Here is a 24,998-nt window from a genome sequence, read left to right on the forward strand (position 1 = left end):
CACCGCCATGCAGATCTTCTACTCCGACACCTTTGTGCTGCCGCTGCCCGAGGGGCATCGCTTCCCAATGCAGAAGTATGCGCTGCTGCGCCAGCGCGTGGCCGCGGCCGGCATTGTGGCACCGAGCGATCTGCGCCTGCCCGAGCCGGCCAGCGACGAGCAGCTGGGCCGAGCGCACGACGGTGCGTATATTCGCCGGGTGCAGCGCGGCGAGCTGACGCCGCAGGAGGTGCGGCGGATCGGCTTCCCCTGGTCGCCTGGAATGGTCGAGCGCTCGCGCCGATCGTCGGGGGCGACGATCGGCGCCTGCCGGGCGGCGCTGCGCGACGGCTTCGCGGCCAACCAGGCCGGCGGCACGCACCACGCCTACGCCGGCCACGGCGAGGGCTACTGCGTCTTCAACGACAGCGCGGTGGCCGCGCGGGCCATGCAGGCCGAGGGCCGCGCCCGCCGCGTGGTGATCATCGACTGCGACGTACACCAGGGCAACGGCAGCGCCGCCATCCTCGCCGGCGACGACACGATCTACACCTTCTCGATCCACGGCGCCAACAACTTCCCGTTCCACAAAGAGCAGAGCGACCTCGACATCGCCCTGCCCGACGGCGCCGCCGACGAAGCCTACCTCGACGCGCTCGACCGCGGGCTGTGCCAGGCGATCGAGTCATCGCGCGCCGACCTGGCGATCTACCTCGCCGGCGCCGACCCGTTCGAGGACGACAAGCTTGGCCGGCTGAAGCTCAGCAAGCGCGGCCTGGCCGAGCGCGACCGCATGGTGTTTGAGTACTGCCGCGGCGCCGGGCTGCCGGTGGCGATCAGCATGGCCGGCGGCTACGCCCGCGACATCGCCGACACCGTCGATATTCACTTCGCCACGGTATCGGCAGCCGCGCGGCTGGCCGGCTAGGCGCGAAATACGCCGCGCGCCGCCGCGACGCCGAGCGTCAGCATCGCCAGGCTGATCAGCACCAGGCAGGCCACGTAGATCGCCGGCGGCCCGAACAGGTCGATCAGCACGCCGCCGAGCAGGCTGGCCAGCAGCGGCGCCAGCCCGGCCGCACCCGCGTTCATAAGTGCCTGGACCGTCGAAGCCCACTCGGGCGGCGTGCGCTCGTCGATCAGCCGCACAGTGTTGATGAAGTACACGCCGAAGCCCACGCCCTTGATGATCGTCAGCGGCACGAGCAGCAGCGGCGCGCGCGCCAGCGCGAAGCCAATGTAGTTCACCTCGAGCAGCGCGTAGGCCAGCAGCAGCGTGGCGGCCGGCCCAAGCCGCCGCGCCAGCGCCGTGGCAAAGCGCATGGCCGGCAGCTCGCTGAACGCCGAGACGCCAAACAGCGCACCCACCAGAAACCCGCCGCCGCCAAGGTACTCGACATAGATCCCCTGGAAGCCGCCGTCCATGCCCAGCGAGCCGCCTACCAGAAACGTAGCCGCCAGGATCACCATCAGCCCGCGGTCGCGCGTCACGTCGCGCAGCGGCCGGCGTGCGCCGCGCTCGATCACCGGGCCTTCCTCGAGCCGCGTGGCCGCCAGCACCGACGGCACAAACAGCAGCGCCGCCGTCGGGAACATCCAGGTGTAGCCGGCGCGCTGCCAGATCGCGCCAAACGCCGTAGCGACAAGCGCGAACCCCAGCGAGCCCCACAGCCGCATGCCGCCAAAGTCGAGCCGGTGGCGCACCGCCATGCGCGCAATCAGGCTGTCGCCGATCGGCCCCACCGGGCAGCGCGCCAGAGCCAGCAGCAGCATGATCGGCGCCAGCGCCGCAAAGCCGCTAGGGAAGCTCAGCAGCAGCAGCGCCAGCGCCAGCCCGGCCAGCGACAGCGTCAGGATCCGCACGCGAATGCCGCGGCGGTCGCCGAGCGCCGCCAGGCCCGGCGCCAGCAGCAGCGTCATCAGCGGCAGCAGCGCGTTCAGCAGGCCGATCTGGCTGCCGCTCAGGCCTTGCCGCGCGAACTCGACATTGATAAAGGGCATGTATACGCCGACGGCGCCCCAGTAGGCCAGGTAGAACAGCGCGCCGCGAAAGCTGGGGGTGAGCTTGAGGTTGAAAGGCACGGTAGCACCTGCTGTGTGGCCGGCCAGGCAAACGTGGGGGCCGGGAGAGCACAGGATACCACAGGATGGCCGCTGCCCAGGCAGCCGCCCTGATGCGCTTGGGGATCACCGAACAGGATCAATCAGCCTACCGCTCTGCTCTATAGCAGTGCGGGCAGGTCGCTCAGGCTAGCGACGGTGTAGTCGGGCGGGTGGCCTAGCTCGTCGGGCGGGGCGCCGGCACGATTGACCCAGCATACCCGCAAGCCAAACGCGCGCGCGCCGGCCGCGTCCCAGCCGTTCGACGAGACGAACAGCACCTCGGCGCGCGCCACGCCAAGCTGATCGACCAGCGCGTACACCGCCGGGTCGGGCTTGTAGCGCCGCACGGCATCGACGCTCAGCAGCTGGTCGAACACAGTCTGCAGGCCGGTCGCGCGCACCAGCCGCTCGAGCATGGCCGGCGTGCCGTTCGACAGAATCGCCAGCGTGAGGCCGCGCGCTTTGAGCGCGCGCAGCGCCGGCTCGGCGTCGGGGAATGGCGCCACCGCAAACCAGGCGTCGAGCAGCGCCGCCTCGGCCGCGGGCGCGAGCGAGGTGCTGGTGGCGGCCGCGGCATAGCGCAGCGCGTCGCGCGTCACCTGCGCGAAATCGGCGTAGCGGCCCATCAGCGAGCGCAGAAATGCGTACTCAAGCTGCTTGGCGCGCCACAGCGCCACAAACGCAGCAGGCTCGGCGGCGATGCCGGCACAGGCCGCGCGCACCGCCGCCACGTCGAACAGCGTCCCATAGGCGTCGAACACCACCGCGCGCGCACGCTCGGCCGCCATACTCACCTCCGCCGGCTACGGCGCGGCGCCGGCCTCGCCCTCGCAGCGCTGCAGCACCTGCTCGAACACCTCGTAGGGCTGCGCGCCCATCACCAGGTAGCGCTCGGCGAACACCACCGCGGGCACGCCGCTGAGGCCGTGCGCTTGCGCCCAGGCGATATCTTCGTCCACCGCACGCTCGTACTCGGGCTGGCCGAGCGCCGCCAGAAACTCGTCGCGATCCAGGCCCACCGAGGCCGCCAGATCGGCCAGCACCTGCGGGTCGTCGATCGCCTGAGCCTGCTGCCAGTAGGCCGCCGCCACCGCGTCGTGGAAAGCATCGCCCATGCCGCGCGCTGCGGCGTAGGCCTCGCCAATCAGCGCGGCGCGGCTGTCGATGCCAAATGGGCCTGAGTTGATCGCCAGGCCATACTGCTGCAGCGCCATCGCCTCGAAGCGCGGGCGGCCGGCCTCGATCCGCGCGCGCAGCGCTGGCGGCATCGGCGGCGAGCCCTTCGGCCGCAGCTCAAACGCGCGCCAGTTGATCTGTACATTGTGATGTTGCTTGAGCCGATCCAAACTGGAGGCTACGAGAAAACAGTACGGTCAGACGAAATCCGACCACACGTCGATGCGCGTCGTCATACTACCTTCCTTCGTGACAGCGATTGCGCCTATGATAGCCGCAAATGCGCAAGCTTGCAATCGATACTAAACCAGCGCGTAGGTATCTTCGCCATTGCGCGCACGGTATCTAACTAGACATCCAAACATGCCCGCCTGCGTAGAAAGATATCGCACCGTGCGAACAAAGACCCTGTCCCGTCTGTTCGTCTCACTGCTGGTTGGCCTTGGCGGCGGCATGCTGCTGAGCGGGTGCTCGATCGGCGCCACGGCCGCCACCCCGCAGAGCACGCCGACGGTTCACCCACTGCTCGCCCAGCACATCACCGTCGTACCGTACCGCTCGGGCGGAATGGGTGCGGTCGATCTCTCCGCCGCGCGGGTCACAGCGACTCCCTCGCTGCTCGATTCGCTCTCAGACTTTGTTGGTCTGACAAACGACGATGGCTCGACGATCCAGGAAGTCACCGCCACGCCAGATCCATTCTATGATAGTACGCCATCGCCTACGCCTACGCCGTCGGCGACCCCCGGCACAACCACGCCAACCGCCAGCCCCTCGGCCAGCGCCACCGCCACGCTGAGCGGCGCGTCGCCGTCGCCAACGCTCACCGGCAGCACGGCCGAGCCTTCCGCCTCAGCCACGGCCGAGCCTTCGGCAACGGCCAAAACGCCCGAGCAGCGCGCGACGCGCCAGCCTGCCACGAGCACTGCCACGGCGCAGCCCAGCGCGACGAACACCAGCGCACCGCCCACCAGCACCGCGGTTCCTACGCGCGTGCCGCCCACCAGCACTGCGGTTCCCACGCGCGTGCCGCCTACCAGCACAACCACCAGCACACCAACCATCGAGCCCACCAGCACGCCAACCCGCACTCCCAGGCCGACGCACACGCCCAAGCCTACCAATACGCCAACCAACGTGCCGACTGATGTGCCCACCGACGTGCCCACCGACGTGCCCACCGACGTGCCAACCGACGTGCCCACCGACGTGCCCACCGACGTGCCAACCGACGTGCCGACCAACACGCCAACAAGCGCACCAACGAGCGCGGCCACCAGCACGCCCACCAAAGCCCCGACGAGCGCGCCCACCAGCACGGCTACCAAGGTCCCGACTGCAGGCCCTAACCCCTGGCGCTAACCAGTGGCGATGAGCACGACTTACGGGGCGGGGATCCGGGGGCGGCGTTGCCGCCCCCATACGCATTAAGCGTAGTAGACAAGGACAGCTCTTGTGGTATGGTTGTTGTCGCCAAACCACAACCAAACACCGACAGGAGCCGCCCTGATGACGACTATACCACAGCTGGCCGCCACGCTTGCGGCGGTGTTGACCGAGGAAGCCGACCGTGCCGGCCGCCAGACCGGCTTTGTTCAGCGCTCGGACGCCAAACTGACCGGCGGTGTGTTCGTGCAAACGCTCGTGTTTGGCCTCGGTGCCGACCCGCAGGCGAGCTTGAGCGCCCTGACGCAGACGAGTGCCGCCTTGGGCGTAACCATCTCGCCCGAAGCCTTGCATCAGCGGTTTGACCGAACCGCCGCCACCTGTCTGGAACACGTGCTCGGGGCTGCGATTGGCGAGGTGCTGTGTGCTGACCCACTCAGCTTGCCCATCCTCGACCGCTTCGCCGAGGTGGTGGTGCAAGATAGTACCACGATCGCCTTGCCCGAGGCGCTCGCTGCGGTCTGGACCGGCTGCGGTAATGGCACGCCCGACGCCGGCAACGCGGCGCTTAAGCTCCAGGTCGCCCTCGACCTGCGCACGGGCGCTTGCGCGGCCGACCCTGCACGATGGCCGCGAGTCGGATGCTCACGCCACCCTGCATCACGATCTGCCGCAGGGCGCGGTCCGGCTGGTGGATTTGGGCTATTTTGACCTCGCCCTGCTGGCGGAGTTGGACGCGCGGGGCGTGTCCTGGTTCTCGCGCATCAGGCACGGCCAGCCTGCAAACGGACGATGGACGCTGGTGGCGCCTGCACGACCTGCTGGCCGCCATGCCAGGCAACGCTCGATCTGCCGGTGCGGCTGGGGCGGGAGGCGCAGGTGCGGGCGCGCTTGCTGGCAGTGCGGGCACCGCAGGAGGTGGTCGACCAGCGCCGCCGCCGCTTGCGGGAGGAAGCCAAAGCGCAGGGCCAGATGGTCAGCGCTGCGCTTGGCCTTGGCGGCGTGGAGCGTGTTTGTGACCACCATCCGCCGGACGGACTGACCGTGACGGAGGCGCTGGTGCTGGCGCGGGCGCGCTGGCAGATCGAACTGCTGTTTAAGCTGTGGAAAAGCCACGGGCAGATTGATCTGGTACGGGACGTGCAGCCGTGGCGGGTGCTGTGTGAATTGTATGGACGCTTGCTCAATCAAATTGTGCAGCATTGGCTGCTGCTCGTGAGCGGGTGGGATGCGCCCGCACGGAGTTGGGGCAAAGCGGCACAGACAATTCGTACGCATTGGATCGCGCTGGCAACGGCGATGGGGCAGCCCGCACGGCTGCGGGACGCGCTGACGACGCTGGCACGCTGTATTCAAGCAGGCTGCCGCAAGAACCGACGCAGGAAACATCCGTGTACCTTCCAGCGGTTTTTGATGAGTACCGATAGCTGTGTGGCGTAAGCTTAATGCGCATGGGGGCGGCGTTGCCGCCCGGACTTTCTCTTGTGGGGTTGTGGGGTTAGGGGCGGCGATATCGCCCTGACATTTCTCTTGTGGTGGGGGTTCGGGGGCGGCAACGCCGCCCCCGACATTTCGCTTTTTGGCGGGTATCGGCCACGAATGTGGCCGATACCCGCCAAACAGAAAAGCTCTTAAGAAACCGAATAGCGCGCCGTGACGCGCCGCATTATAAAAAGAGCGCTTCATGTAACTCTGATGTAACATTCGGTTGCTATAGTTTGCATTATGTAGAGGCGAATTATGAGAAGCGAGTATACTGCCATGAGCATTGAGCTACGACAACGGGTGGCGGTGATCACCGGCGGCGCAAATGGCATTGGCCGCTCCACCGCGCTGGCATTTGCCGAGGCCGGCGCAGCAGTAGCGATCTGGGACATGGTCGACCAGGCCGGGCTGGCGCTGGCAGACGAGATCAATGCCGGCGGCGGCCAGGCAGTATTCCAACATGTGAATGTCACTTCGACCAGCGAGGTAGAGGCGGCGGTGGCCACGACGCTCGACCGATTTGGCCGGATCGACATTCTGGTGAACAACGCCGGAATCACCCGCGACTCCCAGCTGATCAAGATCAAAGACGGCGAGGTGGTTGGCAAGATGAGCGAGGCCGAGTTCGACGCGGTGCTGAACGTGAACCTGAAGGGCGTGTTCATCTGCACCCAGTCGATCGCCCCGGTGATGGTGCGCCAGGGCTACGGCCGGATCATCAACGCTGCGTCGGTGGTGGCGCTGTACGGCAACTTCGGGCAGACGAACTATGTGGCCACCAAGTCTGCGGTGATCGGCATGACCAAAGTCTGGGCGCGCGAGCTGGGCAAGCGCGGCATTACGGTGAATGCGGTGGCGCCGGGCTTCATTGCCACCGACATGACCCGCGGCATGCCCGACAGAGTGCTGGCCGCGATGGTCGAGCGCACGCCGGTTGGCCGCATGGGCGAGCCGCGCGACATCGCCAACGCGTACCTGTTCCTGGGGTCGGAGGCAGCCAGCTTTATCAACGGCACCGTGCTGAGCGTCGACGGCGGGCTTGTGTTGGGTACGTAGCCCCTACTTTACAGACTGTACACGGTCGCCACCGCGCGGGAATACCTGGAGGGCCGCAAGCCCTCCAGGTATTCTTCTTTTTAGCAGCTATTCGCCGCGCGTGTGCTCGGCACACTACAGCCAGCGCTCCAGCTCGATCTCATCGTGCAGCGGGATGCCACCGAAGCCGAGCGTCGGAATGGCCGGCTTGAGCGCGCGCGCCCGATCGACGGCGCCACGGTGCACCGCCACCAGCGCGAAGCCGCGTTTCTGGTAGAAGTGCAGCGCGCGCATATTATCGTTGGTGGTAATCAGCCACAGCCGCGCGCAGCCAGCCGCGCGCGCCGCCGCTAGCACTGCGGCGATCAGCCGCGAGCCAATGCCCCGGCCCTCAAGCAGGCTGTCGAGCGTCACGATCTCGCAGGCGTCGCCGGCAAGCTCGTAGCTCAGCAGGCCAACGCAGCGGCCATCGGCGAACGCCGCAAAGCCCGGCAGCTCGGCCGGGTAGTACACCCGCCCGTGCGCCACCACCATGGCATCGCCCCACTGCTCTACGATAAATTGCGCAACCCACGCGCGGTCGGCCGCCACGAGCGGCCGGATCTCAACATCGGACATACGCCCCCTCGGCAGTTGCCATTACTGATTCTTTACATATAATATATGCACCTGCCGCGCCTATACGTACTGCTGCCCATACGTGTATTGTGCGCGAAATCACATTTACACAAAATTCACCAAAACCTTGATCGCGCTTGATACAAGTGGCGTATAGTCACCCTAATATTCCAGCACAACAGCTCCATACTATCACGTAATCGTCGCAGAGTAGCCGATATCCTTGCGCGTGCTCCAAGGATGATGTGAGAAAGAGGTGCGATGATGCAACCGATCAATCCGATCGTGCGTCGCTGGCGGCAGGAGGCCACCGAGCATCCTGAGGAATTCTGGGGCCGTGCGGCCGCACAGCTACCCTGGCTACGCCAGTGGGATACTGTGTTCGAATGGGACTACCCCACGTTTCGCTGGTTCATCGGCGGGCAGACGAACCTGGCCTACAGCGCGCTCGACCACCACGTTCAGCGCGGCTGGGGCGGCCACGCCGCCCTGATCTACGCCACCGAGCGCGGCGAGCGCCGGGTGTTTACCTATGCCATGATGCTGCACCAGGTCGAGCGCATCGCCGCCGCGCTGCGGGGCATGGGCATTCAGAAGGGCGACCGCCTGACGATCTACATGCCGGTGTGCCCCGAGTCGATCATGCTGATGCTCGCGACGGTGCGCATTGGCGCGATTCACTCGGTGGTGTTCGCGGGCTTCGGCTCGGGCGCGCTGGCCGACCGGGTGAAGGCCAGCGGGTCGCGGCTGGTGTTCACCACCGACAAGACCTACCGCAAGGGCAAAGACGTACCGCTGAAGGGCCTGGTCGACGCGGCGATCGACATGGACTGCGACGCGGTCGAGCACGTGGTGGTGCTGCAGCGCGGCGGCGTCGACGCGCCCGTGCGCGAGCGCGACATCAGCTGGGACGATTTCCTGGCGCGCGGCGAGGGCCAGAGCAGCGCCTACGAGCCGGTTGAGTCGAACACCCCGGCGTTTATTCTGGCCACATCGGGCACCACCGCCAAGCCCAAGCTGGCGATCCATAAGCACGGCGGCTACCAGGTGCACATCCATAGCATGGGCAGCTGGGTGTTCGGCCTGAAAGAGACCGACGTGTGGTGGGCCACCTCGGATATCGGCTGGATCGTCGGCCACTCGTACATTGTCTACGCGCCACTGCTGCGCGGCGCCACCACGATCGCCTTCGAGGGCTCGATCGATTACCCCACACCCGCGCTGATCTGGGAGCTGATCGAAGAGTTCGGCGTCACCGGCCTGTTTACCTCGCCAACCGCCGTGCGCCTGCTGATGCGCTACGGCGAAAAGTTCGCCCAGGGCAGCGACCTCTCGTCGCTCGACCGCGTGTTCTGCGCCGGCGAGGTGCTGAACGCGCCGGCCTGGGAGTGGCTGCAGAAGGTCGTGCTGAACGACCGCATCCCGGTGATCGACCACATGTGGCAGACCGAGACCGGCGGGCCGATCTTCGGCAACCCCTACGGCCTGGGCATACTGCCGATCAAGCCCGGCTCGTCGGGCGTGCCGCTGCCGGGCATCGAGGCGGCCATCCTTACCGCCGACGGCCAGCCGGTGCCGGCCGGCGAGAAAGGCATCATGGCGATCAAGCGGCCGTTCCCCGGCCTGATCGCCGAGCTGTGGGGCGAGCCCGAGCGCTACGGCCGCGACTACTGGGAGCGCATCTCGGGCGTGTACTCGACCGGCGACTCGGCGCACATCGACGAAGACGGCTATGTCTGGTTCGCCGGGCGCGCCGACGAGATCATCAAGATCGCCGCGCACCGCCTGGGCACGATCGAGGTCGAGACGGCGTTCCTGAAGCACCCGGCCGTGGCCGAGGCCGGCGTGACCGGCCGGCCCGACGAGCTGCGCGGCGAGGTGGTCTCGGCCTTTATTGTGCTCAAGCAGGGCCAGCAGCCCTCCGAACAGCTGCGTAAAGATCTGATCGAGACCGTGCGCGGCGAGCTTGGCCCGGTGGCGGTGATCGGCGACATCGAGTTTGTGAATATGCTGCCGAAGACGCGCTCGGGCAAGATCATGCGGCGTGTGCTGAAGGCCGTGACGATGGGCGTGCCGCCCGGCGATACCTCGACGATCGAGGACGAGAGCTCGGTGGAAGAGGCGCGCCACGCCTTCGAAGCGCTGCGCAGCGAAGTCAGCCGCTAGCGTGCAGCCGCAGGCTGCCTGTGGCCGGCTGCGAGTGCACGCAGCCGGCCACAACCGAACACTGGTTGATCCAATCACAACGACGCGGATTGGTAGGGTACACAGGAAGGAGCCCGAGCAATGACTGCGAACCAGCAGCATACTACGACTGGCGCACACGAGAGCGAACACCCCAAGTTCTACTACCCCAGCGACGACGTGGTGCAGAACGCCAACATCACCGCGTATGCGCGCGAAAAAGGCTTTGCCAACGCCGACGAGCTGTACGCGTGGACGATCGCGAACCCGCAGCAGTTCTGGGGCGAAATGGCCACACGCCTGCTCGAATGGTACCAGCCGTGGGATCAGGTGCTGGACGACTCAAACGCGCCGTTCTTCAAATGGTTCACCGGCGCAAAAACCAACGTCGTGCATAATGCGATCGACCGGCACGCCAGCGGCCCGAACAAAGACAAGCTCGCAATCATCTGGGAGTCGGAGCAGGGCGAGACGCGAACCTATACCTACGCCCAGCTGGCCGCCGAGGTGAACCGCTTCGCCAACATCCTGAAATCGCAGGGCGTGCAGAAGGGCGACCGCGTGACGGTGTACCTCTCGCGCGTGCCCGAGCTGGTGATCGCGATGCTCGGCATCGTCAAGATCGGCGCCATCCACTCGGTGGTGTACGGCGGCTTCAGCACCGAGGCGCTGCACTCGCGCATCGAAGACGCGCAGTCGAAGGTGCTGATCACCGGCGACGGCGGCTGGATGAACAACAAGATCGTCGAGCTGAAGAAGATCACCGACGAGGCGGTGGACCGCGCTCACGAGATCGTGCAGAAGGTGATCGTGCTCAAGCGCACCGGCCACGAGATCTTCATGAAAGAGGGCCGCGACGTGTGGTGGCACGAGCTGGCGGCCTTGCCCGGCATGAACGACCCGTGCCCGACCGAGCCGATGGACGCCGAGGATCCCATGTTCATGCTGTACACCTCGGGCACCACCGGCGCGCCCAAGGGCCTCGTGCATACCTGCGGCGGCTACCAGGTGCAGGTGGCCACCACGCTGAACTTCGTGTTCGACATCAAGCCCGACGACGTGTACTGGTGCGCCGCCGACCCAGGCTGGATCACCGGGCACTCGTATATCGTCTACGGCCCGCTGATCCTGGGCGCCACCGAGGTGATCTACGAGGGCGCGCCAAGCTACCCCAACCCCGGCCGCTGGTGGAGCGTGGCCGAGAAGTACGGCGTGACCATCCTGTACACCGCGCCGACGGCGATTCGCGGCCTCATGCGCTTCGGCGAAGACTGGCCGAACAAGTACGATATGTCGAAGCTGCGGCTGCTCGGCTCGGTGGGCGAGCCAATTAACCCCGAGGCCTGGCGCTGGTACCACCACGTGATCGGCAAAGACCGCTGCCCGATCATGGATACCTGGTGGCAGACCGAGACCGGCGCGTTCATGATCACGCCGAACCCGACCACGCCGCTCAAGCCCGGGTCGGGCACCAAGCCGTTCCTCGGGATCGAGTGCGACGTGCTGACCGAAGAGGGCGAGCCGGCCAGCGGCGCTGACGACGGTCTGCTGGTGATCAAGAAGCCCTGGCCCTCGATGCTGCGCACAATCTACGGCGACCCGCAGCGCTATGTGCAGCAGTACTGGACGCGCCTGCCGGGCTTCTACACCGCCGGCGACGCGGCGCGCAAGGACGAAGACGGCTACTTCTGGGTGATCGGCCGCATCGACGACGTGATCAAGGTCTCGGGCTACCGCCTGGGCACCGCCGAGGTCGAATCGGCGCTGGTGTCGCACCCGGCCGTGGCCGAGGCAGCGGCGATCGGCCTGCCGCACGAGCTGAAGGGCCAGGCCATCCACACCTATGTGATCCTGCGGCAGGGCTTCGAGCCGAGCGACGCGCTGGCCGACGAGCTGCGCCAGCACGTGGGCAAGGAGATGGGGCCGATCGCGCGGCCGGAGACGATCAACTTCGTGCCGGGCCTGCCGAAGACGCGCTCGGGCAAGATCATGCGGCGCGTGCTGAAGGCGCGCGCGCTGGGCCTGCCCGAAGGCGACACCAGCACGCTTGAGGCATAGCGCTCGGCAATGCGAGCAGCCGGCGGCGAGTGGCGGCCGGCTGCTCGCCGCCAGCCACTTGCTGCGCGCTGCCGCCACATCCAAACCGGCCCGTCGCCGGCTTGCTTGCGATACTTCCACTGCGGGTTAGGAATTGGCAACATGCATCCGGCCTACCGGCGCGGATAATGAGCTTGCGTCTTCAACCCTCCCATCGTACCACCACGCACAACCCACAATCCTAAAGGAGCCTATCTATGAGCGATCCTCGTGAAGTCGTGGTATTGAGCGGCGTACGCACCGCGATCGGCACATTTGGCGGCGGCCTCAAAGATATCGCGCCGAGCGACCTGGCCGCGCTTGTGGTGCGCGAGGCAGTCGGCCGCGCCGGCGTTGAGCCAAAAGAGATCGGCCACGTGGTATTCGGCAATGTCATCCACACCGATGTGCACGACCACTACCTGGCGCGCGTGGCCGGCGTCAAGGGCGGCCTGCCCGTCGAGGCGCCCGCGCTGACGCTGAACCGGCTGTGCGGCAGCGGGCTCCAAGCGGTGGTCTCGGCCGCGCAGAGCATTCTGCTGGGCGATACCGACGCGGCGGTAGCCGGCGGCGCCGAAAACATGAGCCGCAGCCCGTACATCGTGCCAAGCCTGCGCTGGGGCGCGCGCATGAACGACGCCAAAATGGTGGACGTGATGGTCGGCGCGCTGAGCGACCCCTTCGACGACTGCCATATGGGCGTGACGGCCGAGAACGTGGCCAAGCGCTGGGAGATCAGCCGCGAAGACCAGGACGCGCTCGCGGTGGAAAGCCACAAGCGCGCAGCGGCGGCGATCGATGCCGGCCGCTTCAAAGAGCAGATCCTGCCGGTCGAGGTGAAGGTCAAGGGCGGCACGGCACTGTTCGACACCGACGAGAATGTGCGCCGCGACGCCAGCCTCGACAAAATGGCCAAGCTGCGGCCGGTGTTCGACAAGAGCGGCACGGTGACGGCCGGCAACGCCTCGAGCATCAACGACGCGGCGGCGGCCGTGGTGCTGATGGAGCGCAAGACCGCCGAGGCGCGCGGCTACAAGCCGCTTGGGCGGCTGGTGGCCTACAGCCACGCCGGCGTCGAGCCGAAGTACATGGGCATCGGGCCGGTGCCGGCGGTGCGCAGCCTGCTGGCGAAAACCGGCCTGAGCCTGAACGACATCGACGTGTTCGAGGTCAACGAGGCCTTCGCCGCGCAGGCGCTGGCAGTGGTGCGCGACCTCGACCTGCCCGCCGATAAAGTCAACCCGAACGGCAGCGGCATCTCGCTCGGCCACCCGATCGGCGCGACGGGGGCGATCCTGACGGTAAAAGCGCTCTACGAGCTTCAGCGCAGCGGCGGCCGCTACGCGCTGGTAACGATGTGCATTGGCGGTGGCCAGGGCATCGCGGCGATCTTCGAGCGCTTGTAATATTACTTTACAAGAGGAGGAACACCATGGGTCGACTGGACGGCAAGACCGCGCTGGTTACGGGCGCGTCGCGCGGGATCGGGCGGGAGATTGCGCTGGAGCTAGCGCAAGAGGGCGCCAAAGTAGCGCTGAACTACCAGAGCAGCGATGCCCGCGCGCAAGAGCTTGCGGACGAGATCGCCAAACTGGGCGCGACGTGTATGCTCGCGAAGGCCAATGTCGCCGACCCGAAAGAGGCGCGCGATATGGTCAAGCGCGTGGTCGAGCAGTTCGGCCGGCTCGACGTTCTGGTGAACAACGCCGGCATTACCCGCGATAAATCGCTGCGCAAGATGACCGACGACGACTGGCTCGAAGTGGTGCAGACCAACCTGAACGCGGTGTTCTTCTGCACTTCGGCGGCGACCCCGGTGATGATCGAGCAAAACTACGGCCGAATCATCAATATCAGCTCGATGAACGGCCAGACCGGCGCGTTCGGCCAGGCCAACTACGGCGCCAGCAAAGGCGGGATCATCGCCTTCACCAAAACCGCCGCGCTCGAGCTGGCGCGCTTCAATATCACCGTGAACGCGATCTGCCCCGGCTTTACGCTCACCGATATGCTGGCGAAGGTGCCGACGAATATTCAGGATCAGATCAAGGCGCGCATCCCGCTCGGGCGCTTCGGCACGCCCGCCGATATGGCCAAGGCCGTGACCTTCCTGGTGGAAGGCGGCGACTATATCACCGGCCAGACGATCAATATCAACGGCGGCGCGTATATGTGATGCTCCGCGCCGCACCTTCATGCGGGCGACGTGGTGGCCGCACTACCACGTCGCCCGCGTAGTATTTATTAAAGCTGTCTGTTCTGGCGGGTGGCTGCCACAGCATCGTGGCAGCCACCCGCCAGAAAGGAAGTGCGGGGGCTATGCCCCTCGCGCACCCTTAAAATAACACGAGTTACGCGGTGGGGTCTCGGGGTGCGCGCCGCCCCCGAAAACTTCCTTTGCTGGTCGCGGCCACCGGCGGCCGCGACCAGCCAAAAAGAGTGATTTTGGAGGGCTTGTGCCTCCAAGCCTCCCACGTGGGAGGACACTGCGTAACTCGTGTAAAATAAGTGATGCGAGCGCTGCACAGGAGCTGTACATGTTCTAGAATGTTTTTGTGAAACCCGAGTGTAACTTTCGGCGCCTATACTGTAGCCACCACATTACAAAAGGAGCTCCTCATGAGCCAGAATAATGAGCATACGAACCTGCTCGACCCCACCGGCATGATCAAGAGCATGCGCGACGCCAGCATCGACACCTGGTCGAAATTGATGATCCAGATGGTGAACACCGACGCCTACTCGCAGGCCACCGGCACGATGCTCGATACCTGGCTGGCTACCTCGACGCCTTTCCGCAAAGCGCTTGAGTCGACTATGACGCAGGTGCTGACCAACCTGAACATGCCGACGCGCGGCGACGTCACCAGCCTGGCCGAGCGGCTGACGAACATTGAGCTGCGGCTCGATGACCTCGAGGGCAAGCTCGACGAGGCAGTGCGCGCTACGCGCAAGCAGGCCGCCGCAGCCAAGCCCAAAGAGCCAAAAGAGCCAGCCTAACCACCAAGCCGGCTATTCGTGTTGCCGCTACCAGCCTAGCTACCCCGCGCACGCCACACGCTGGTAGCGGCCCGTATGATTCGGGAGATTGCGGAATGACTGTAACTGAAAACCCAATGCCGACGCTGACCGAGCTCTACACCGAGCTTGAGCAGATTGCCGAAAATGCCCGTACCTTCGGCCGGCTGCTGACCACCGACGCACGCATTGGCCAGACGCCCAAAGAGCTGATCTGGACGCTGAATAAAGCCAAGCTGTACCGCTATGCTCCAGTGCTGCCGGCCGAGAAGCGCCACCGCATCCCGCTGCTGCTGGTGTTCGCGATCATGAACCGGCCGCACGTGCTCGACTTGCGCCCCGGCCACAGCTTCGTCGAGTATATGCTCAAGAAGGGCTACGACGTCTACCTGCTCGACTGGGGCATCCCCGGCCCCGAGGACCGCAACCTGAAGTTCGACGACTACGCGCTTGAGTACCTGCCGCGCGTGGTGCGCAAGGTCAAGGCTACCTCGGGCTCCGATGAGTTCAGCATGCTCGGCTGGTGCCTGGGCGCGCTGATCAGCACGCTGTACGCCAGCCTGCGGCCCGACGAAGGCCTGAAGAACCTTATGCTGCTGACGGCGCCGCTCGACTTCTCCGACAAAAAGGCCGGTGGGTTCATCCGCTGGACCAGCGAGAAGGCCTTTAATGCCGACCGGATCGTCGATACCTTCGGCAATATCCCCGGCGAGATGATCGACTACGGCGCCAAGGCGCTCAAGCCAGTCGAGAACTACGTAAGCAATTATGTCAATCTTTGGGACAACATCAGCAATCCCAAGGTCGTCGAGGCGTGGCACGCCATGAACACCTGGGTGCGCGAGATCATCCCGATGGCGGGCGGGGCCTACCGGCAGCTGATCAACGAGTTCTACAAAGAGAACCGGCTGATGGAGGGCACGCTGGTGGTGCGCGGCGAGCGCGTGAGCCTGGCGAACCTGCGCGCCAGCCTGCTGAATGTGATCGCCGAATCCGACCATATCACGCCGCCGTGCCAGTCGGAGAAGGCGATGGAGAAGATCGGCAGCACCGACAAAGAGATCTTCCGCGTGCGCGGCGGCCATATTGGCATCATGGCCGGCAGCGGCGCCGAGAAGAATACCTGGCCGCACATCGACGCCTGGCTGTCGAAGCGCGCCGATTAATACCAAATTCGTTTGATGACTGACACTTTGGTGGGGTTTGGGGGCGGCTTCGCCGCCCCCAAACTTTCTTCTTGTGCGGGCCCGGCTTTGCCGGGCGCCGCACAAGAAAACACAAGTAATCAAACGGAGTTGATATAATACCAACTCCGTGGGGCTAACCAAGCCCTACGGCAAAGTCGCGCGAGAAGTTCGGGGGCGCTGCCCCCGAGCTTTTTTCTTGTGCGGCGCGCGGCGAAGCTTTGCGCGCCGCGCGAGGCATTGTTTGTGGCACCAACCTTGCAGCACTGCCCATCGGCGAGGCGACAGCGGCAAAGCCGCGCGCCACTCGCAGCACGCCGGCCCCACTTCCGCCCGCGCCACCTACGGCGCTCTGGAGCCGGCCAAACAGGAGGGTTACCGATGAAGGTTGATGCGACCAACGCGACGCCGCGCATACGGCGAGGCCTGGCGCTATCGCCGCTGCTGCTGGCGCTGCTGCTGGCGCTGCTGCCCGCTGCGGCGGGAGCGCAGGCGGCCGAGCGCTGCTTTGCCGAAACCGGCAGCTGTATCAGCGGCCGCATCCGCGAGTTCTGGGAGGCAAATGGCGGGCTGGCGGTGTTTGGCCTGCCGCTCGGCGCCCAGCAGGCGGTGCAGATCGAAGGCAAAACCTACCAGGCCCAGCAGTTCGAGCGCACGCGCCTGGAGCTGCACCCCGAGAATGCGCGCCCCTACGATGTGCTGCTGGGGCGCATCGGCGCCGACCGGCTGGCGCAAGACGGCCGCGACTGGTTTAGCTTCCCCAAGAGCGAGCCGCAGGCCGGCTGCCGCTTCTTCGCCGAAACCGGCCACAATGTCTGCGGCGATATTCTGAAAGCCTGGCGCGCCAGCGGCCTGGAGTTCGACGGCAAGCGCGGCGTAAGCGAGGCCGAGAGCCTGGCGCTGTTCGGCCTGCCGCTCAGCGGCCAGATGCAGGAGAGCATTGAGGGCAAGCTGTACGACGTGCAGTGGTTCGAGCGCGGCCGCTTCGAGCTGCACCCCGAGAACCAGCCGCCCTATAATGTGCTGCTCGGCCGCCTGAACGCCGAGATGGCGGCAAACATGAACCGCTGGGTGCTGCCGGGCAGCCAGGTGTTCCCCGAAGGCATCGCCTACCAGGCCTCGAGCGGCGACTTCTTCGTGAGCAGCACGACCGACGGCACGATCATGCGGGCGAACGCCGCGCGCCCAGCCGCAGCCCAGGTGTTTCTGGCGGGCGGCGGCGATGGCCGCACCACCGCCACGGGCATGAAGATCGACGCCAGCGGCCGGTTGTTCGTGTCGGGCGGCAGCACTGGCCAGATGTTCGTCTATAGCAGCGCCGACGGCACGCTGCTTGGTAAGTTCAGCGGCCTGCGCCAGCCGACGTTTATCAACGACGTTGCGCTCACGCCCAATGGCGATGCATTCTTCACCGACTCGCAGAGCCCGGTACTGTACCGCGTGTTCACCGACACAGCCGGCAAGCTCGCCAGCGAGGGCTGGCTCGACCTGAGCGGCACGCCGATCCAGTACGGGCAGGGCTTCAACCTGAACGGCATCGCGGCCACCGGCGACGGCGCCTACCTGATCGTGGTGCAGTCGAACACCGGCAAGCTGTTCCGCATCAGCACGGCCAGCAAAGCGGTGAGCGAGATCAGCCTGGGCGGCCAAAGCGTGACCAACGGCGACGGCATTCTGCTCGACGGGCAGACGCTGTACGTGGTGCGCAACCAGAACGGGCTGATCGTGAAGGTAAGCATGGCCGCCGATTTCGCCAGCGGCACGGTGGTTTCGAGCAGCGGCGACCCGGCGCTGGCCTACCCGACTACGATCGCCAAGGCCGGCGACCGGCTGCTGGTGGTAAACTCGCAGTTCGATAAGCGCGGCGCGAATGCCAAGCCGGTGCTGCCATTCACAGTGGCGAGCATCGCCGCGCCGTAGCAGTTTCGGGGGCAGCTTGCTGCCCCGAAAACTTCCTTTGGCTGGTCGTGGCCACGGCGGTGGCCGCGACCAGCCAAAAAGAGTGATATTGAGGGCTCGCGCCCTCCAAACCTCCCACGCGCGAGGGCGCCGCATCACTCGTGTAAATAAAAAGCGGTCAAACGGAGCTGGCACTATTGGCCGCGCCACTGCGGTTTGCGCTTCTCAAGAAACGCGCACATGCCCTCCTGAGCGTCGGCGAGTTGGGCATTCGAAGCCATCACATCGCTGGCGTAGCGGTAGGCCTCGTGCAGCGGCATGTCGCGCTGGCGATAGAACGCCTGCTTGCCGATGCCAACCACCAGCGGGCTGGCGGCGGCAATCTGCTCGGCCAGGGCGCGGGTAGCGGCGGCCAGCTGATCGGCCGGCACCACGCGGTTCACTAGCCCGGCCTCGCGCGCCTCGTGCGCCGAGACGAAATCGCCGGTCAGCAGCATCTCCATGGCCTTCTTCTGGCCAATCGCGCGGCTCAGCGCCACCATCGGCGTCGAGCAGAACAGGCCGATCTTCACGCCAGGCGTAGCGAAGCGCGCCTCTTCGGCGGCTACCACCAGGTCGCAGGTGGCCACGAGCTGGCAGCCGGCCGCCGTGGCGATGCCGTGCACCTGGGCGATCACCGGCTGCGGCATGCCGACAATCGTCTCCATCAGGTCGGTGCAGACATCAAACTCGTGCTGGTAGAACTCGGCCGGCTGGCCAAGCATCTCGGCCAGATCGTGCCCGGCGCTGAACACCGGGCCATTGCCGCGCAGGATCACCACGGCCAGCTCGCGAGCGCTGCCAATCGCCCTGAAGCACTCGGTCAGCTCCTGCATATGCTCGATCGAAAGCGCGTTGCGCTTGGCCGGGCGGTTCATCGTCACATAGCCAATCGCGCCCTCGCGCTCGAACAGAATGTGGCGGTAGGTTTGTGTTGTGTCGATCATAATCGAATACTCCGCTATCAGAGCTGCCGCAGGCGCAATCTCGTCGCTCGAGGAAGCCGAAGAGCGCAAGTGCCCCTACTCTTAGTTAATCCGCTTCGTCTTTCCGCCCCACTCTTTATCGCGCAGCACGAACTTCTGCACTTTGCCAGTCGAGGTTTTGGGCAGGTCGATGAACTCAACCGCAGCCGGGCACTTGAAGCGCGCGATATGCTGGCGGCAGAACTCGATGATCTCCTGCTCGGTGGCGCTCGCGCCAGGCTTGAGCGTCACGAACGCCTTGGGGCGCTCGCCCCACTTTTCGTCGGGGATGGCCACCACGGCGCACTCCAGCACGGCGGGGTGCTTGGCCACCGTCTGCTCGACCTCGATCGTCGAGATATTCTCGCCGCCCGAGATGATGATATCTTTCTTGCGGTCGCGCAGCTCGATATAGCCATCGGGGTGCCACACCCCCAGGTCGCCGCTGTGAAACCAGCCGCCGCGAAACGCGTCGGCGGTGGCCTCGGGCTGGGCGTAGTAGCCCTTCATCACGATATTGCCGCGCATCACGACTTCGCCCATCGTCTCGCCGTCGCGCGGCACGTCGTTCATCTGGTCATCGACCACGCGCACCAGGTCGGAGAGGATGTTGCCCTGTCCCTGGCGCGCGTTCAGCCGCGCCTGCTCGGCGAGCGACAGGGCGTCCCACTCGCGGTGCCAGGCGCAGATCGTGATCGGGCCGTATGTCTCCGTCAGCCCGTACACGTGGATGGGGTGCAAGTTGCACTCGCGCAGCGCGGCCAGCAGCGTAGGCGAGGGCGGGGCGGCGGCCACCAGCACCGTCACCGGGCGCTCGAGGTGGTGGGCGCTGGGATGGTTGATAATCGCCAGCTGCACCGTCGGCGCGCCGCAGTAGTGCGTCACGCCCTCGGCGTCGAACAGCTGCCAGACGTGGCCAGGGTCGAAGCGGCGCAGGCAGACGCTGGTAGCGCCGATCGCAGCAATCGCCCACGGGAACGTCCAGCCGTTGCAGTGGAACATCGGCAGCGTCCACAGGTACACCGAGCCAGGCGTCAGCGCCGGCTCGGCCACCTGGGCCAGCGCGTTGAGGTAGGCGCCGCGGTAGGTGTACATCACGCCCTTAGGGCGGCCGGTGGTGCCCGAGGTATAGTTGATCGAGATCGTCTCGTCTTCATCCTCGAGCCAGCTTGCCACCGGCTCGGGCGCGGCGCCGGCCAGGTAATCTTCGTACGGGTCGCCCGGCGCGCCGGTATCATCGATGCGCACCACCTTGAGGGCCGCGAGGTCGAGCGGCTGCACCAGCGGCGCCAGCTCGGCGTCGACGAACAGGAATGACGCGCCGGAGTGATGCAGGATGTACTCGATCTCGCCGCTGCTGAGGCGCGTATTGATCGCCACCAGCACGCCGCCGGCGGCCGGCACGCCGAAGTGGGCCTCGAGCATAGGCGGAATGTTTGTGCAGAGGAACGCGACGCGATCGCCCTTGCGCAGGCCATCGGCGCGCAGGCGCGCGGCCAGGCGATTCACGCGCTCTTCCAGCTCGCGATACGAATAGCGCCGGTCGCCGTGCACCACCGCCGTCTTATCGGGGTAGATGTAGGCGCTCCGGCGCAGAAAGCTCACGGGTGTCATCAAACTTCGGTACACCTGGTCGGCCTGCGTCATTGCGTTTCTCCTTGCGCTTGTGTCGGGTCGTATGCTGGCGGCAGCCTGGGGCATAGCGTAGCCTGCCGGGATGGCCGTATGGCGGCAAGATGCCGCACGGCCACCCCAATGATTCAGTTCCCCTCGCCGAAACGGCGAGGGGCACAGGGAAGAGGGTATGGAAAGAGCTGCTGCTCGCTACCGTATAGCCGTCAGGCTATATGATACGACAAAATCAGCAAATTGTGGAAATTGCCGTGGCGGTCGCGCGAGTGGCGCGTGAGGGTTCCTTCGACGCTGAAGCCGAGGCGCTCGAAGATCGCGCGGCCCGACTGCTGCTCCTCGAGCATCTCGACGATCACCTTGCTAACGCCCAGGTCGCGCGCGGCGTCGAAGATCGCCTGGGCCAGCGCCACGCCCACGCCCGCGCGCCGCCACTCGGGGCTCACCAGCAGCACAATATCGGCGACATGGCTCGACCAGCCGACCAGGCGGCGCGCCGAGCTGTAGCCGACAATCTCGTCGCCGGCCTCGACGACAAACTGGCGCCAGTTTTCGGCCTGGTAGGCATTCACCAGGCGAGCGATGATATCGGCGCTCTGGAAATCGTCTTCGAGGTAGAGCAAATCGTCGTGTGGCAGCTTCTGCCCGAAGGCCAACAACTTCGCCCGATCATGCTCGCCGAGCGGGCGAATTGTTACGTCCCGGCCATTCCGGAGCGTCATTCGCGGCGTCGCGATCTGTTGGTCGATCATCGCCTTGCTCCTGTACGGTGAAGAATCAGACAGTGGGGAATACAATTGCTGGCTGAGTATATGTGTGCAAGGTTACATGAAGGTTACATGCGATATTCTAGACTCGCACCTCGTCGTAGACCTTGGTAGTCTGCGGCAGCGGCGCGACGTCGAGGTGGGTGCGCAGGTTGCGCACGCAGCGATCGTAGGTGGCCATAGCCTGGCGGCGGTTGCCCTGGCGGGCGTAGGCGCGCATCAGCAGGCGGTAGGCATCTTCCCAGCACGGGTCGCGCGCGAGGATGCCCTCGCAGAAGCGGATGGCTTCGGCGAGCTGGCCGCGCTTCAGCAGCAGCTCGGCCAGCAGCGTGGCGGCCTCGAGGTAGCGGTTCGATAGGCGCTCGCGCTCTTCGCGCGTCCAATCTTCGTACAGGTAGTCGCCGAGGTATTCGCCCTGGTACAAGCCGAGCGCGAGCGCGAGCTGCTCGTGCACCTCGGCGCTATCGCTCTCGCCCAGGGCTACGCGCCGGCGCGCGGCGTCAAGCCGCTCTTCGAACTCGGCCACGTCGATCCACACACCGTCGGGCGGGCAGAAGCGGTACGCGCCGCCCTGGCGGCGGATGTAGAACGGCGGCGTGCGCGGCGGGCGCGAGGGCTCGAGCACGGCATTGAGCGCGTTCAGCGTCACCTTGAACTGCGTCTCGGCGTCGGCCTCGCTGTCTTCGGCCCACAGCCAATCGCAGATCTGCTCGCGCAGCAGCCAGCGGTGGCGGTTCGTCACCAGCAGCGCCAGCATCTGCTGGGCCTTCTTGCGCTGCCAGGCGCGCGGGTCGACCTCTTCGGTGCCGCGCCAGACGCGCAGGCGTTCGAGCACCTGGATGCGCAGCGTGCTGCCGGGGTGGTAGCTCTGGGTCGCCTCGTCGGCGGCGATCGCCGGGAAGCCCTGGGCCAGCAGCTCTTGCGACCAGGCGCGCAGCTCGGGCACGGCGCGGCCGGCCAGCAGCACCGGCACCAGCGCCATGCGGTCGCGCGGGCCAAACAGCGTAGGGCGGGTGAGCAGGCCGGCGTAGCCGCCGCGTTGGGCGCAGCGCAGTGTCTCGCGCGCGTGCTGCTGCGCCATGTCAAGCCGGCCGGCGCGGTGATACCAGATCGCCAGGCTGAGCTGCACCACCGTCTGGCTGTAGGTATCTTTGCAGGCCACGTGGCGGCGCCATGCCTCGTCGAGCCAGGCGCCGGCCTCGGGCACGCCGCTCGAGGCGCCAGCCGCGCCAAGCGCCGTCCACAGCCGCGCCGCCGTCCAGCTATCGCCAGTCTGCTCGACGATCGCCAGGCCCTCGCGGGCGGCCACGCGCGCGGCGTCGATGTCGCCGTTGAAGCCGTGCAGCAGCGCCAGGCCCAGGTAGGCGGCCGCCTTGGTGCGCTGCACAGTGAAGGCGTCGGCCAGGGCCATGGCCTGCAAATACTGCCCGTTGGCGTCGGCGTAGTCGGGCGGGCTCTGCAGCTGGCGCGCGTGGCCGATGCGGATGTGCGCCACCGCCTCGGATAGCGACGAGCCGAGATGGCGCGCCGACTCGAGGCCCGCCTCGGCGTAGTGCAGCGCGGCCGCCGAGTCGCCCAGCAGCGAGCACACCAGCGAGAGCAGCAGCGTCGGCTCGCGGTGCGCCTCGGGGCTGCGCGCATAGGCGGCCGCGCGATCGTGCTTGAGCTGGCGCTCGAGCAGCTCGCGCGCTTCGTTGAGCTGGCCCAGCCGCAAAAACACGCGCGGGTCGGTCTGCGGCGTGCCGCTCACGCGCTCGGCCAGGCGATACAGGCGCATGGCCTGGTCGGCGCGGCCGGCGTTGAGCCGATTCTCGGCGATCCGGCGCAGCAGCGCAATCCGCGACCCGGCCTGGTCGGGCGGCAGCAGCCTGTAGGCCCGGCGCAGCAGGCTGGTTGCCGGCGCCGGGCGCACGGTATCGAGGTAGATCTGGGCCTGGCCCTTGAGCGCGCGCGACTGGCCGATCGGGTCGTCGAGCGCGGCGTAGCGCTGCTCGGCGCTGGCATACGCGGCCAGCGCCTGGTCGAAGCGCGCCAGCAGCCGCTCGGCGTCGCCGCGGGCGATCAGCAGCTGCGGGTGCTCGACCAGCACCGCCGGCGGCACGCGGTCGAGCCAGTCGATCAGCGTCACCAGCCGGCCGGCGTCGATCCAGGGCTGCGCCAGCCGCTCGAGCTCGGCGGCGATCGCCACGTGGTCGTCGAGCGCCATGAGGTGGTAGAGCACGCGCTCGCCGGCGCCAATCGAGCGGTAGTAGGCCGCGGCGCGCGCGTGCAGCTCGGCCCACTCGGGCAGGCCGGCGCGCCCGCGCTGCTGCAGAAACGCGTGGAACAGCGGGTGATAGCGATACTGGTCGGCGCCGAGCGCGGTCAGAAACAGCCCGCCGCGATACAGCCGGCGCAGCCACTCGGCCGAGCTCGCGATGCCCAGCAGATCGTCGCAGGCCGGCGGGTCGAGCTCGGCCAGCACGGCGGTGCGCAGCAGAAACACCTGCACGTCGGGCGGCTGGCCGGCCAGCACCTCGTGGGCCAGGTAGGTGAACAGCACCTCGTGCGACAGCAGCGGCTGGCCGCTCACCAGCCACGCCGGCGCCTCGGGGCTTTCGTCGGCCGGCGCTTTCTGCGCCCCCTGCGAGATCAGCTGCAGCGCGATAGGCCAGCCGCGCGTCTGCTCGCTCACCTCGGCGGCCTTCGATATGCCGGCGGCATCGTCGTCGTCGACCTCGAGCAGCATCACGACTTCGTCTTCGGTGAAGGCCAGGTCGGCCTCGTCGACGACGAACAGCTCGCCGCGCGCCTGCAAGATCGGCAGCGCGGCCAGCTGCGGCCACTGGCGGCTGGCCAGCAGCAGGTGCAGGCGCGGCGGCAGCTGGTTCACCAGGCGCTCGACCAGCGCGCCGATCTCGGGCTGATCGTCGACGGTGTGGTAATCGTCGAGCACCAGGATCGTCTCGTCGTCGAGCATGCGCGTCAGGTCGTTGATCAGCACGTCGAGCGCCTGCATCCACGACTGCTTACCCTGCGCATGCTGCTCGAGCAGCGCGATCGTGCGCTCGCCGGCGCGCGGCGCTACATTGCGGCAGGCGTGCGCCAAGTGCAGCAGAAACACGAGCGGGTCGGGCACGCCCTCGCTCATGCTGTACCAGATCACCGGCCAGCCGCCGCGCGCCGCAAACGAGGCCAGCGCGCTGCTCTTGCCATAGCCGGCGCTGGCGCGCATCAGCGACACCGGGTACTCGACCGCATCGGCCAGCAGCCGGTCGAGCCGCGGGCGGCGCAGCCACCGGCGCGGCAGGCGTGGCGGCATCAGCCGGGTATAGACGACAATCTCATCACCAAACATGGCCGTGTATGCTCGCGAGGTGGTTGAACGGCCCTATTGTAGCACCTTCGGTGCGACACCGCGCAGCCGCTGTGGCGGCCGGCCTCGCGCGCTGTAACTCAAACTGCGCCGCGCGCCG

19 protein-coding genes and 1 pseudogene are annotated in these 24,998 nt (G+C 66.6%); 12 read left to right on the forward strand and 8 right to left on the reverse strand.

What is annotated here, in order from left to right; genetic code table 11:
- Positions 1 to 7 precede the first annotated feature (7 nt).
- Positions 8 to 907 carry a histone deacetylase gene (locus tag U0177_RS19175; protein ID WP_409572272.1) on the forward strand — a complete coding sequence of 300 codons (900 nt, stop codon included), beginning with the start codon at positions 8 to 10 and terminating at the stop codon, positions 905 to 907.
- On the opposite strand, the gene U0177_RS19180 is transcribed toward U0177_RS19175, so the two are convergent.
- The 3 genes and pseudogenes from U0177_RS19180 to U0177_RS19190 form a co-directional block, all read right to left on the reverse strand.
- Entirely contained in the window at positions 904 to 2,061 is a 1,158-nt protein-coding gene (locus U0177_RS19180) for an MFS transporter (RefSeq protein WP_409572273.1), read from the reverse strand. The two genes, U0177_RS19175 and U0177_RS19180, sit on opposite strands and share 4 nt — an antisense overlap.
- A 140-nt stretch (positions 2,062 to 2,201) precedes the next feature.
- Positions 2,202 to 2,870 (reverse strand): haloacid dehalogenase type II, encoded by a 669-nt coding sequence (locus U0177_RS19185; protein WP_409572274.1) that lies wholly within the window; start codon positions 2,868 to 2,870, stop codon positions 2,202 to 2,204.
- A gap of 15 nt (positions 2,871 to 2,885) precedes the next feature.
- Positions 2,886 to 3,443: pseudogene (locus U0177_RS19190) on the reverse strand (DsbA family protein); the annotation flags it as partial.
- A gap of 208 nt (positions 3,444 to 3,651) precedes the next feature.
- On the opposite strand from U0177_RS19190, the gene U0177_RS19195 reads away from it, so the two are divergent.
- From U0177_RS19195 to fabG, 4 genes are all read left to right on the forward strand, one after another.
- Positions 3,652 to 4,620, forward strand: coding sequence for a hypothetical protein (locus tag U0177_RS19195; protein ID WP_409572275.1), 969 nt, complete (start codon positions 3,652 to 3,654; stop codon positions 4,618 to 4,620).
- Positions 4,621 to 4,767: 147 nt separating this feature from the next.
- Entirely contained in the window at positions 4,768 to 5,355 is a 588-nt protein-coding gene (locus U0177_RS19200) for a hypothetical protein (RefSeq protein WP_409572276.1), read from the forward strand.
- An 81-nt stretch (positions 5,356 to 5,436) separates the two neighbouring features.
- Positions 5,437 to 6,084 (forward strand): hypothetical protein, encoded by a 648-nt coding sequence (locus U0177_RS19205; protein WP_409572277.1) that lies wholly within the window; start codon positions 5,437 to 5,439, stop codon positions 6,082 to 6,084.
- Positions 6,085 to 6,405: 321 nt separating this feature from the next.
- Positions 6,406 to 7,185 (forward strand): 3-oxoacyl-ACP reductase FabG, encoded by a 780-nt coding sequence (gene fabG, locus U0177_RS19210; protein WP_409572278.1) that lies wholly within the window; start codon positions 6,406 to 6,408, stop codon positions 7,183 to 7,185.
- Between the two features lie 114 nt (positions 7,186 to 7,299).
- On the opposite strand, the gene U0177_RS19215 is transcribed toward fabG, so the two are convergent.
- Positions 7,300 to 7,782 (reverse strand): GNAT family N-acetyltransferase, encoded by a 483-nt coding sequence (locus U0177_RS19215; RefSeq protein WP_409572279.1) that lies wholly within the window; start codon positions 7,780 to 7,782, stop codon positions 7,300 to 7,302.
- A gap of 261 nt (positions 7,783 to 8,043) precedes the next feature.
- On the opposite strand from U0177_RS19215, the gene U0177_RS19220 reads away from it, so the two are divergent.
- The 7 genes from U0177_RS19220 to U0177_RS19250 all read left to right on the forward strand — a co-directional run bounded on the left by U0177_RS19220 (position 8,044) and on the right by U0177_RS19250 (position 18,164).
- A complete protein-coding gene (locus U0177_RS19220) occupies positions 8,044 to 9,948 on the forward strand; it encodes an acetate--CoA ligase (protein WP_409572280.1) in 1,905 nt (634 codons plus the stop codon).
- 120 nt (positions 9,949 to 10,068) lie between these two features.
- Complete coding sequence (acs, locus tag U0177_RS19225; RefSeq protein ID WP_409572281.1) at positions 10,069 to 12,024, forward strand: acetate--CoA ligase; 1,956 nt, start codon at positions 10,069 to 10,071, stop codon at positions 12,022 to 12,024.
- Positions 12,025 to 12,260: 236 nt separating this feature from the next.
- Positions 12,261 to 13,448, forward strand: a complete 1,188-nt coding sequence (locus U0177_RS19230) for an acetyl-CoA C-acyltransferase family protein (RefSeq protein ID WP_409572282.1) — start codon at positions 12,261 to 12,263, stop codon at positions 13,446 to 13,448.
- 26 nt (positions 13,449 to 13,474) lie between these two features.
- Positions 13,475 to 14,218, forward strand: coding sequence for a 3-oxoacyl-ACP reductase family protein (locus tag U0177_RS19235; RefSeq protein WP_409572283.1), 744 nt, complete (start codon positions 13,475 to 13,477; stop codon positions 14,216 to 14,218).
- 443 nt (positions 14,219 to 14,661) lie between these two features.
- Positions 14,662 to 15,042 (forward strand): hypothetical protein, encoded by a 381-nt coding sequence (locus U0177_RS19240; RefSeq protein ID WP_409572284.1) that lies wholly within the window; start codon positions 14,662 to 14,664, stop codon positions 15,040 to 15,042.
- A gap of 95 nt (positions 15,043 to 15,137) precedes the next feature.
- Positions 15,138 to 16,226: an alpha/beta fold hydrolase gene (locus U0177_RS19245; RefSeq protein ID WP_409572285.1), complete on the forward strand. Its 1,089-nt coding sequence runs from the start codon at positions 15,138 to 15,140 to the stop codon at positions 16,224 to 16,226.
- Positions 16,227 to 16,625: 399 nt separating this feature from the next.
- The gene (locus tag U0177_RS19250; protein WP_409572286.1) at positions 16,626 to 18,164 is read left to right on the forward strand and encodes an SMP-30/gluconolactonase/LRE family protein; all 1,539 of its coding nucleotides are present in this window, start codon (positions 16,626 to 16,628) and stop codon (positions 18,162 to 18,164) included.
- A gap of 173 nt (positions 18,165 to 18,337) precedes the next feature.
- On the opposite strand, the gene U0177_RS19255 is transcribed toward U0177_RS19250, so the two are convergent.
- From U0177_RS19255 to U0177_RS19270, 4 genes are all read right to left on the reverse strand, one after another.
- Positions 18,338 to 19,129, reverse strand: coding sequence for an enoyl-CoA hydratase (locus U0177_RS19255; protein ID WP_409572287.1), 792 nt, complete (start codon positions 19,127 to 19,129; stop codon positions 18,338 to 18,340).
- Positions 19,130 to 19,210: 81 nt separating this feature from the next.
- A complete protein-coding gene (locus U0177_RS19260) occupies positions 19,211 to 20,794 on the reverse strand; it encodes an acyl--CoA ligase family protein (RefSeq protein ID WP_409572288.1) in 1,584 nt (527 codons plus the stop codon).
- A 191-nt stretch (positions 20,795 to 20,985) separates the two neighbouring features.
- The gene (locus U0177_RS19265) at positions 20,986 to 21,528 is read right to left on the reverse strand and encodes an N-acetyltransferase family protein (RefSeq protein ID WP_409572289.1); all 543 of its coding nucleotides are present in this window, start codon (positions 21,526 to 21,528) and stop codon (positions 20,986 to 20,988) included.
- A 97-nt stretch (positions 21,529 to 21,625) separates the two neighbouring features.
- Positions 21,626 to 24,880 (reverse strand): BTAD domain-containing putative transcriptional regulator, encoded by a 3,255-nt coding sequence (locus U0177_RS19270; RefSeq protein WP_409572290.1) that lies wholly within the window; start codon positions 24,878 to 24,880, stop codon positions 21,626 to 21,628.
- Positions 24,881 to 24,998 lie beyond the last annotated feature (118 nt).

Origin of the sequence: Kouleothrix sp., assembly GCF_046328425.1 — a bacterium.
Lineage (GTDB): Bacteria > Chloroflexota > Chloroflexia > Chloroflexales > Roseiflexaceae > Kouleothrix.

Excerpts from the sequence above, each read along its gene's own strand:
- U0177_RS19230 (WP_409572282.1), top strand. The coding sequence starts at position 12,261 with ATGAGCGATCCTCGTGAAGTCGTGGTATTGAGCGGCGTACGCACCGCG.
- U0177_RS19270 (WP_409572290.1), bottom strand. The coding sequence starts at position 24,880 with ATGTTTGGTGATGAGATTGTCGTCTATACCCGGCTGATGCCGCCACGC.
- U0177_RS19220 (WP_409572280.1), top strand. The coding sequence starts at position 8,044 with ATGATGCAACCGATCAATCCGATCGTGCGTCGCTGGCGGCAGGAGGCC.
- U0177_RS19215 (WP_409572279.1), bottom strand. The coding sequence starts at position 7,782 with ATGTCCGATGTTGAGATCCGGCCGCTCGTGGCGGCCGACCGCGCGTGG.
- U0177_RS19200 (WP_409572276.1), top strand. The coding sequence starts at position 4,768 with ATGACGACTATACCACAGCTGGCCGCCACGCTTGCGGCGGTGTTGACC.
- U0177_RS19245 (WP_409572285.1), top strand. The coding sequence starts at position 15,138 with ATGACTGTAACTGAAAACCCAATGCCGACGCTGACCGAGCTCTACACC.
- U0177_RS19235 (WP_409572283.1), top strand. The coding sequence starts at position 13,475 with ATGGGTCGACTGGACGGCAAGACCGCGCTGGTTACGGGCGCGTCGCGC.
- U0177_RS19250 (WP_409572286.1), top strand. The coding sequence starts at position 16,626 with ATGAAGGTTGATGCGACCAACGCGACGCCGCGCATACGGCGAGGCCTG.
- U0177_RS19205 (WP_409572277.1), top strand. The coding sequence starts at position 5,437 with ATGGACGCTGGTGGCGCCTGCACGACCTGCTGGCCGCCATGCCAGGCA.
- U0177_RS19265 (WP_409572289.1), bottom strand. The coding sequence starts at position 21,528 with ATGATCGACCAACAGATCGCGACGCCGCGAATGACGCTCCGGAATGGC.
- U0177_RS19260 (WP_409572288.1), bottom strand. The coding sequence starts at position 20,794 with ATGACGCAGGCCGACCAGGTGTACCGAAGTTTGATGACACCCGTGAGC.
- U0177_RS19175 (WP_409572272.1), top strand. The coding sequence starts at position 8 with ATGCAGATCTTCTACTCCGACACCTTTGTGCTGCCGCTGCCCGAGGGG.
- U0177_RS19255 (WP_409572287.1), bottom strand. The coding sequence starts at position 19,129 with ATGATCGACACAACACAAACCTACCGCCACATTCTGTTCGAGCGCGAG.
- U0177_RS19240 (WP_409572284.1), top strand. The coding sequence starts at position 14,662 with ATGAGCCAGAATAATGAGCATACGAACCTGCTCGACCCCACCGGCATG.
- acs (WP_409572281.1), top strand. The coding sequence starts at position 10,069 with ATGACTGCGAACCAGCAGCATACTACGACTGGCGCACACGAGAGCGAA.
- fabG (WP_409572278.1), top strand. The coding sequence starts at position 6,406 with ATGAGCATTGAGCTACGACAACGGGTGGCGGTGATCACCGGCGGCGCA.
- U0177_RS19185 (WP_409572274.1), bottom strand. The coding sequence starts at position 2,870 with ATGGCGGCCGAGCGTGCGCGCGCGGTGGTGTTCGACGCCTATGGGACG.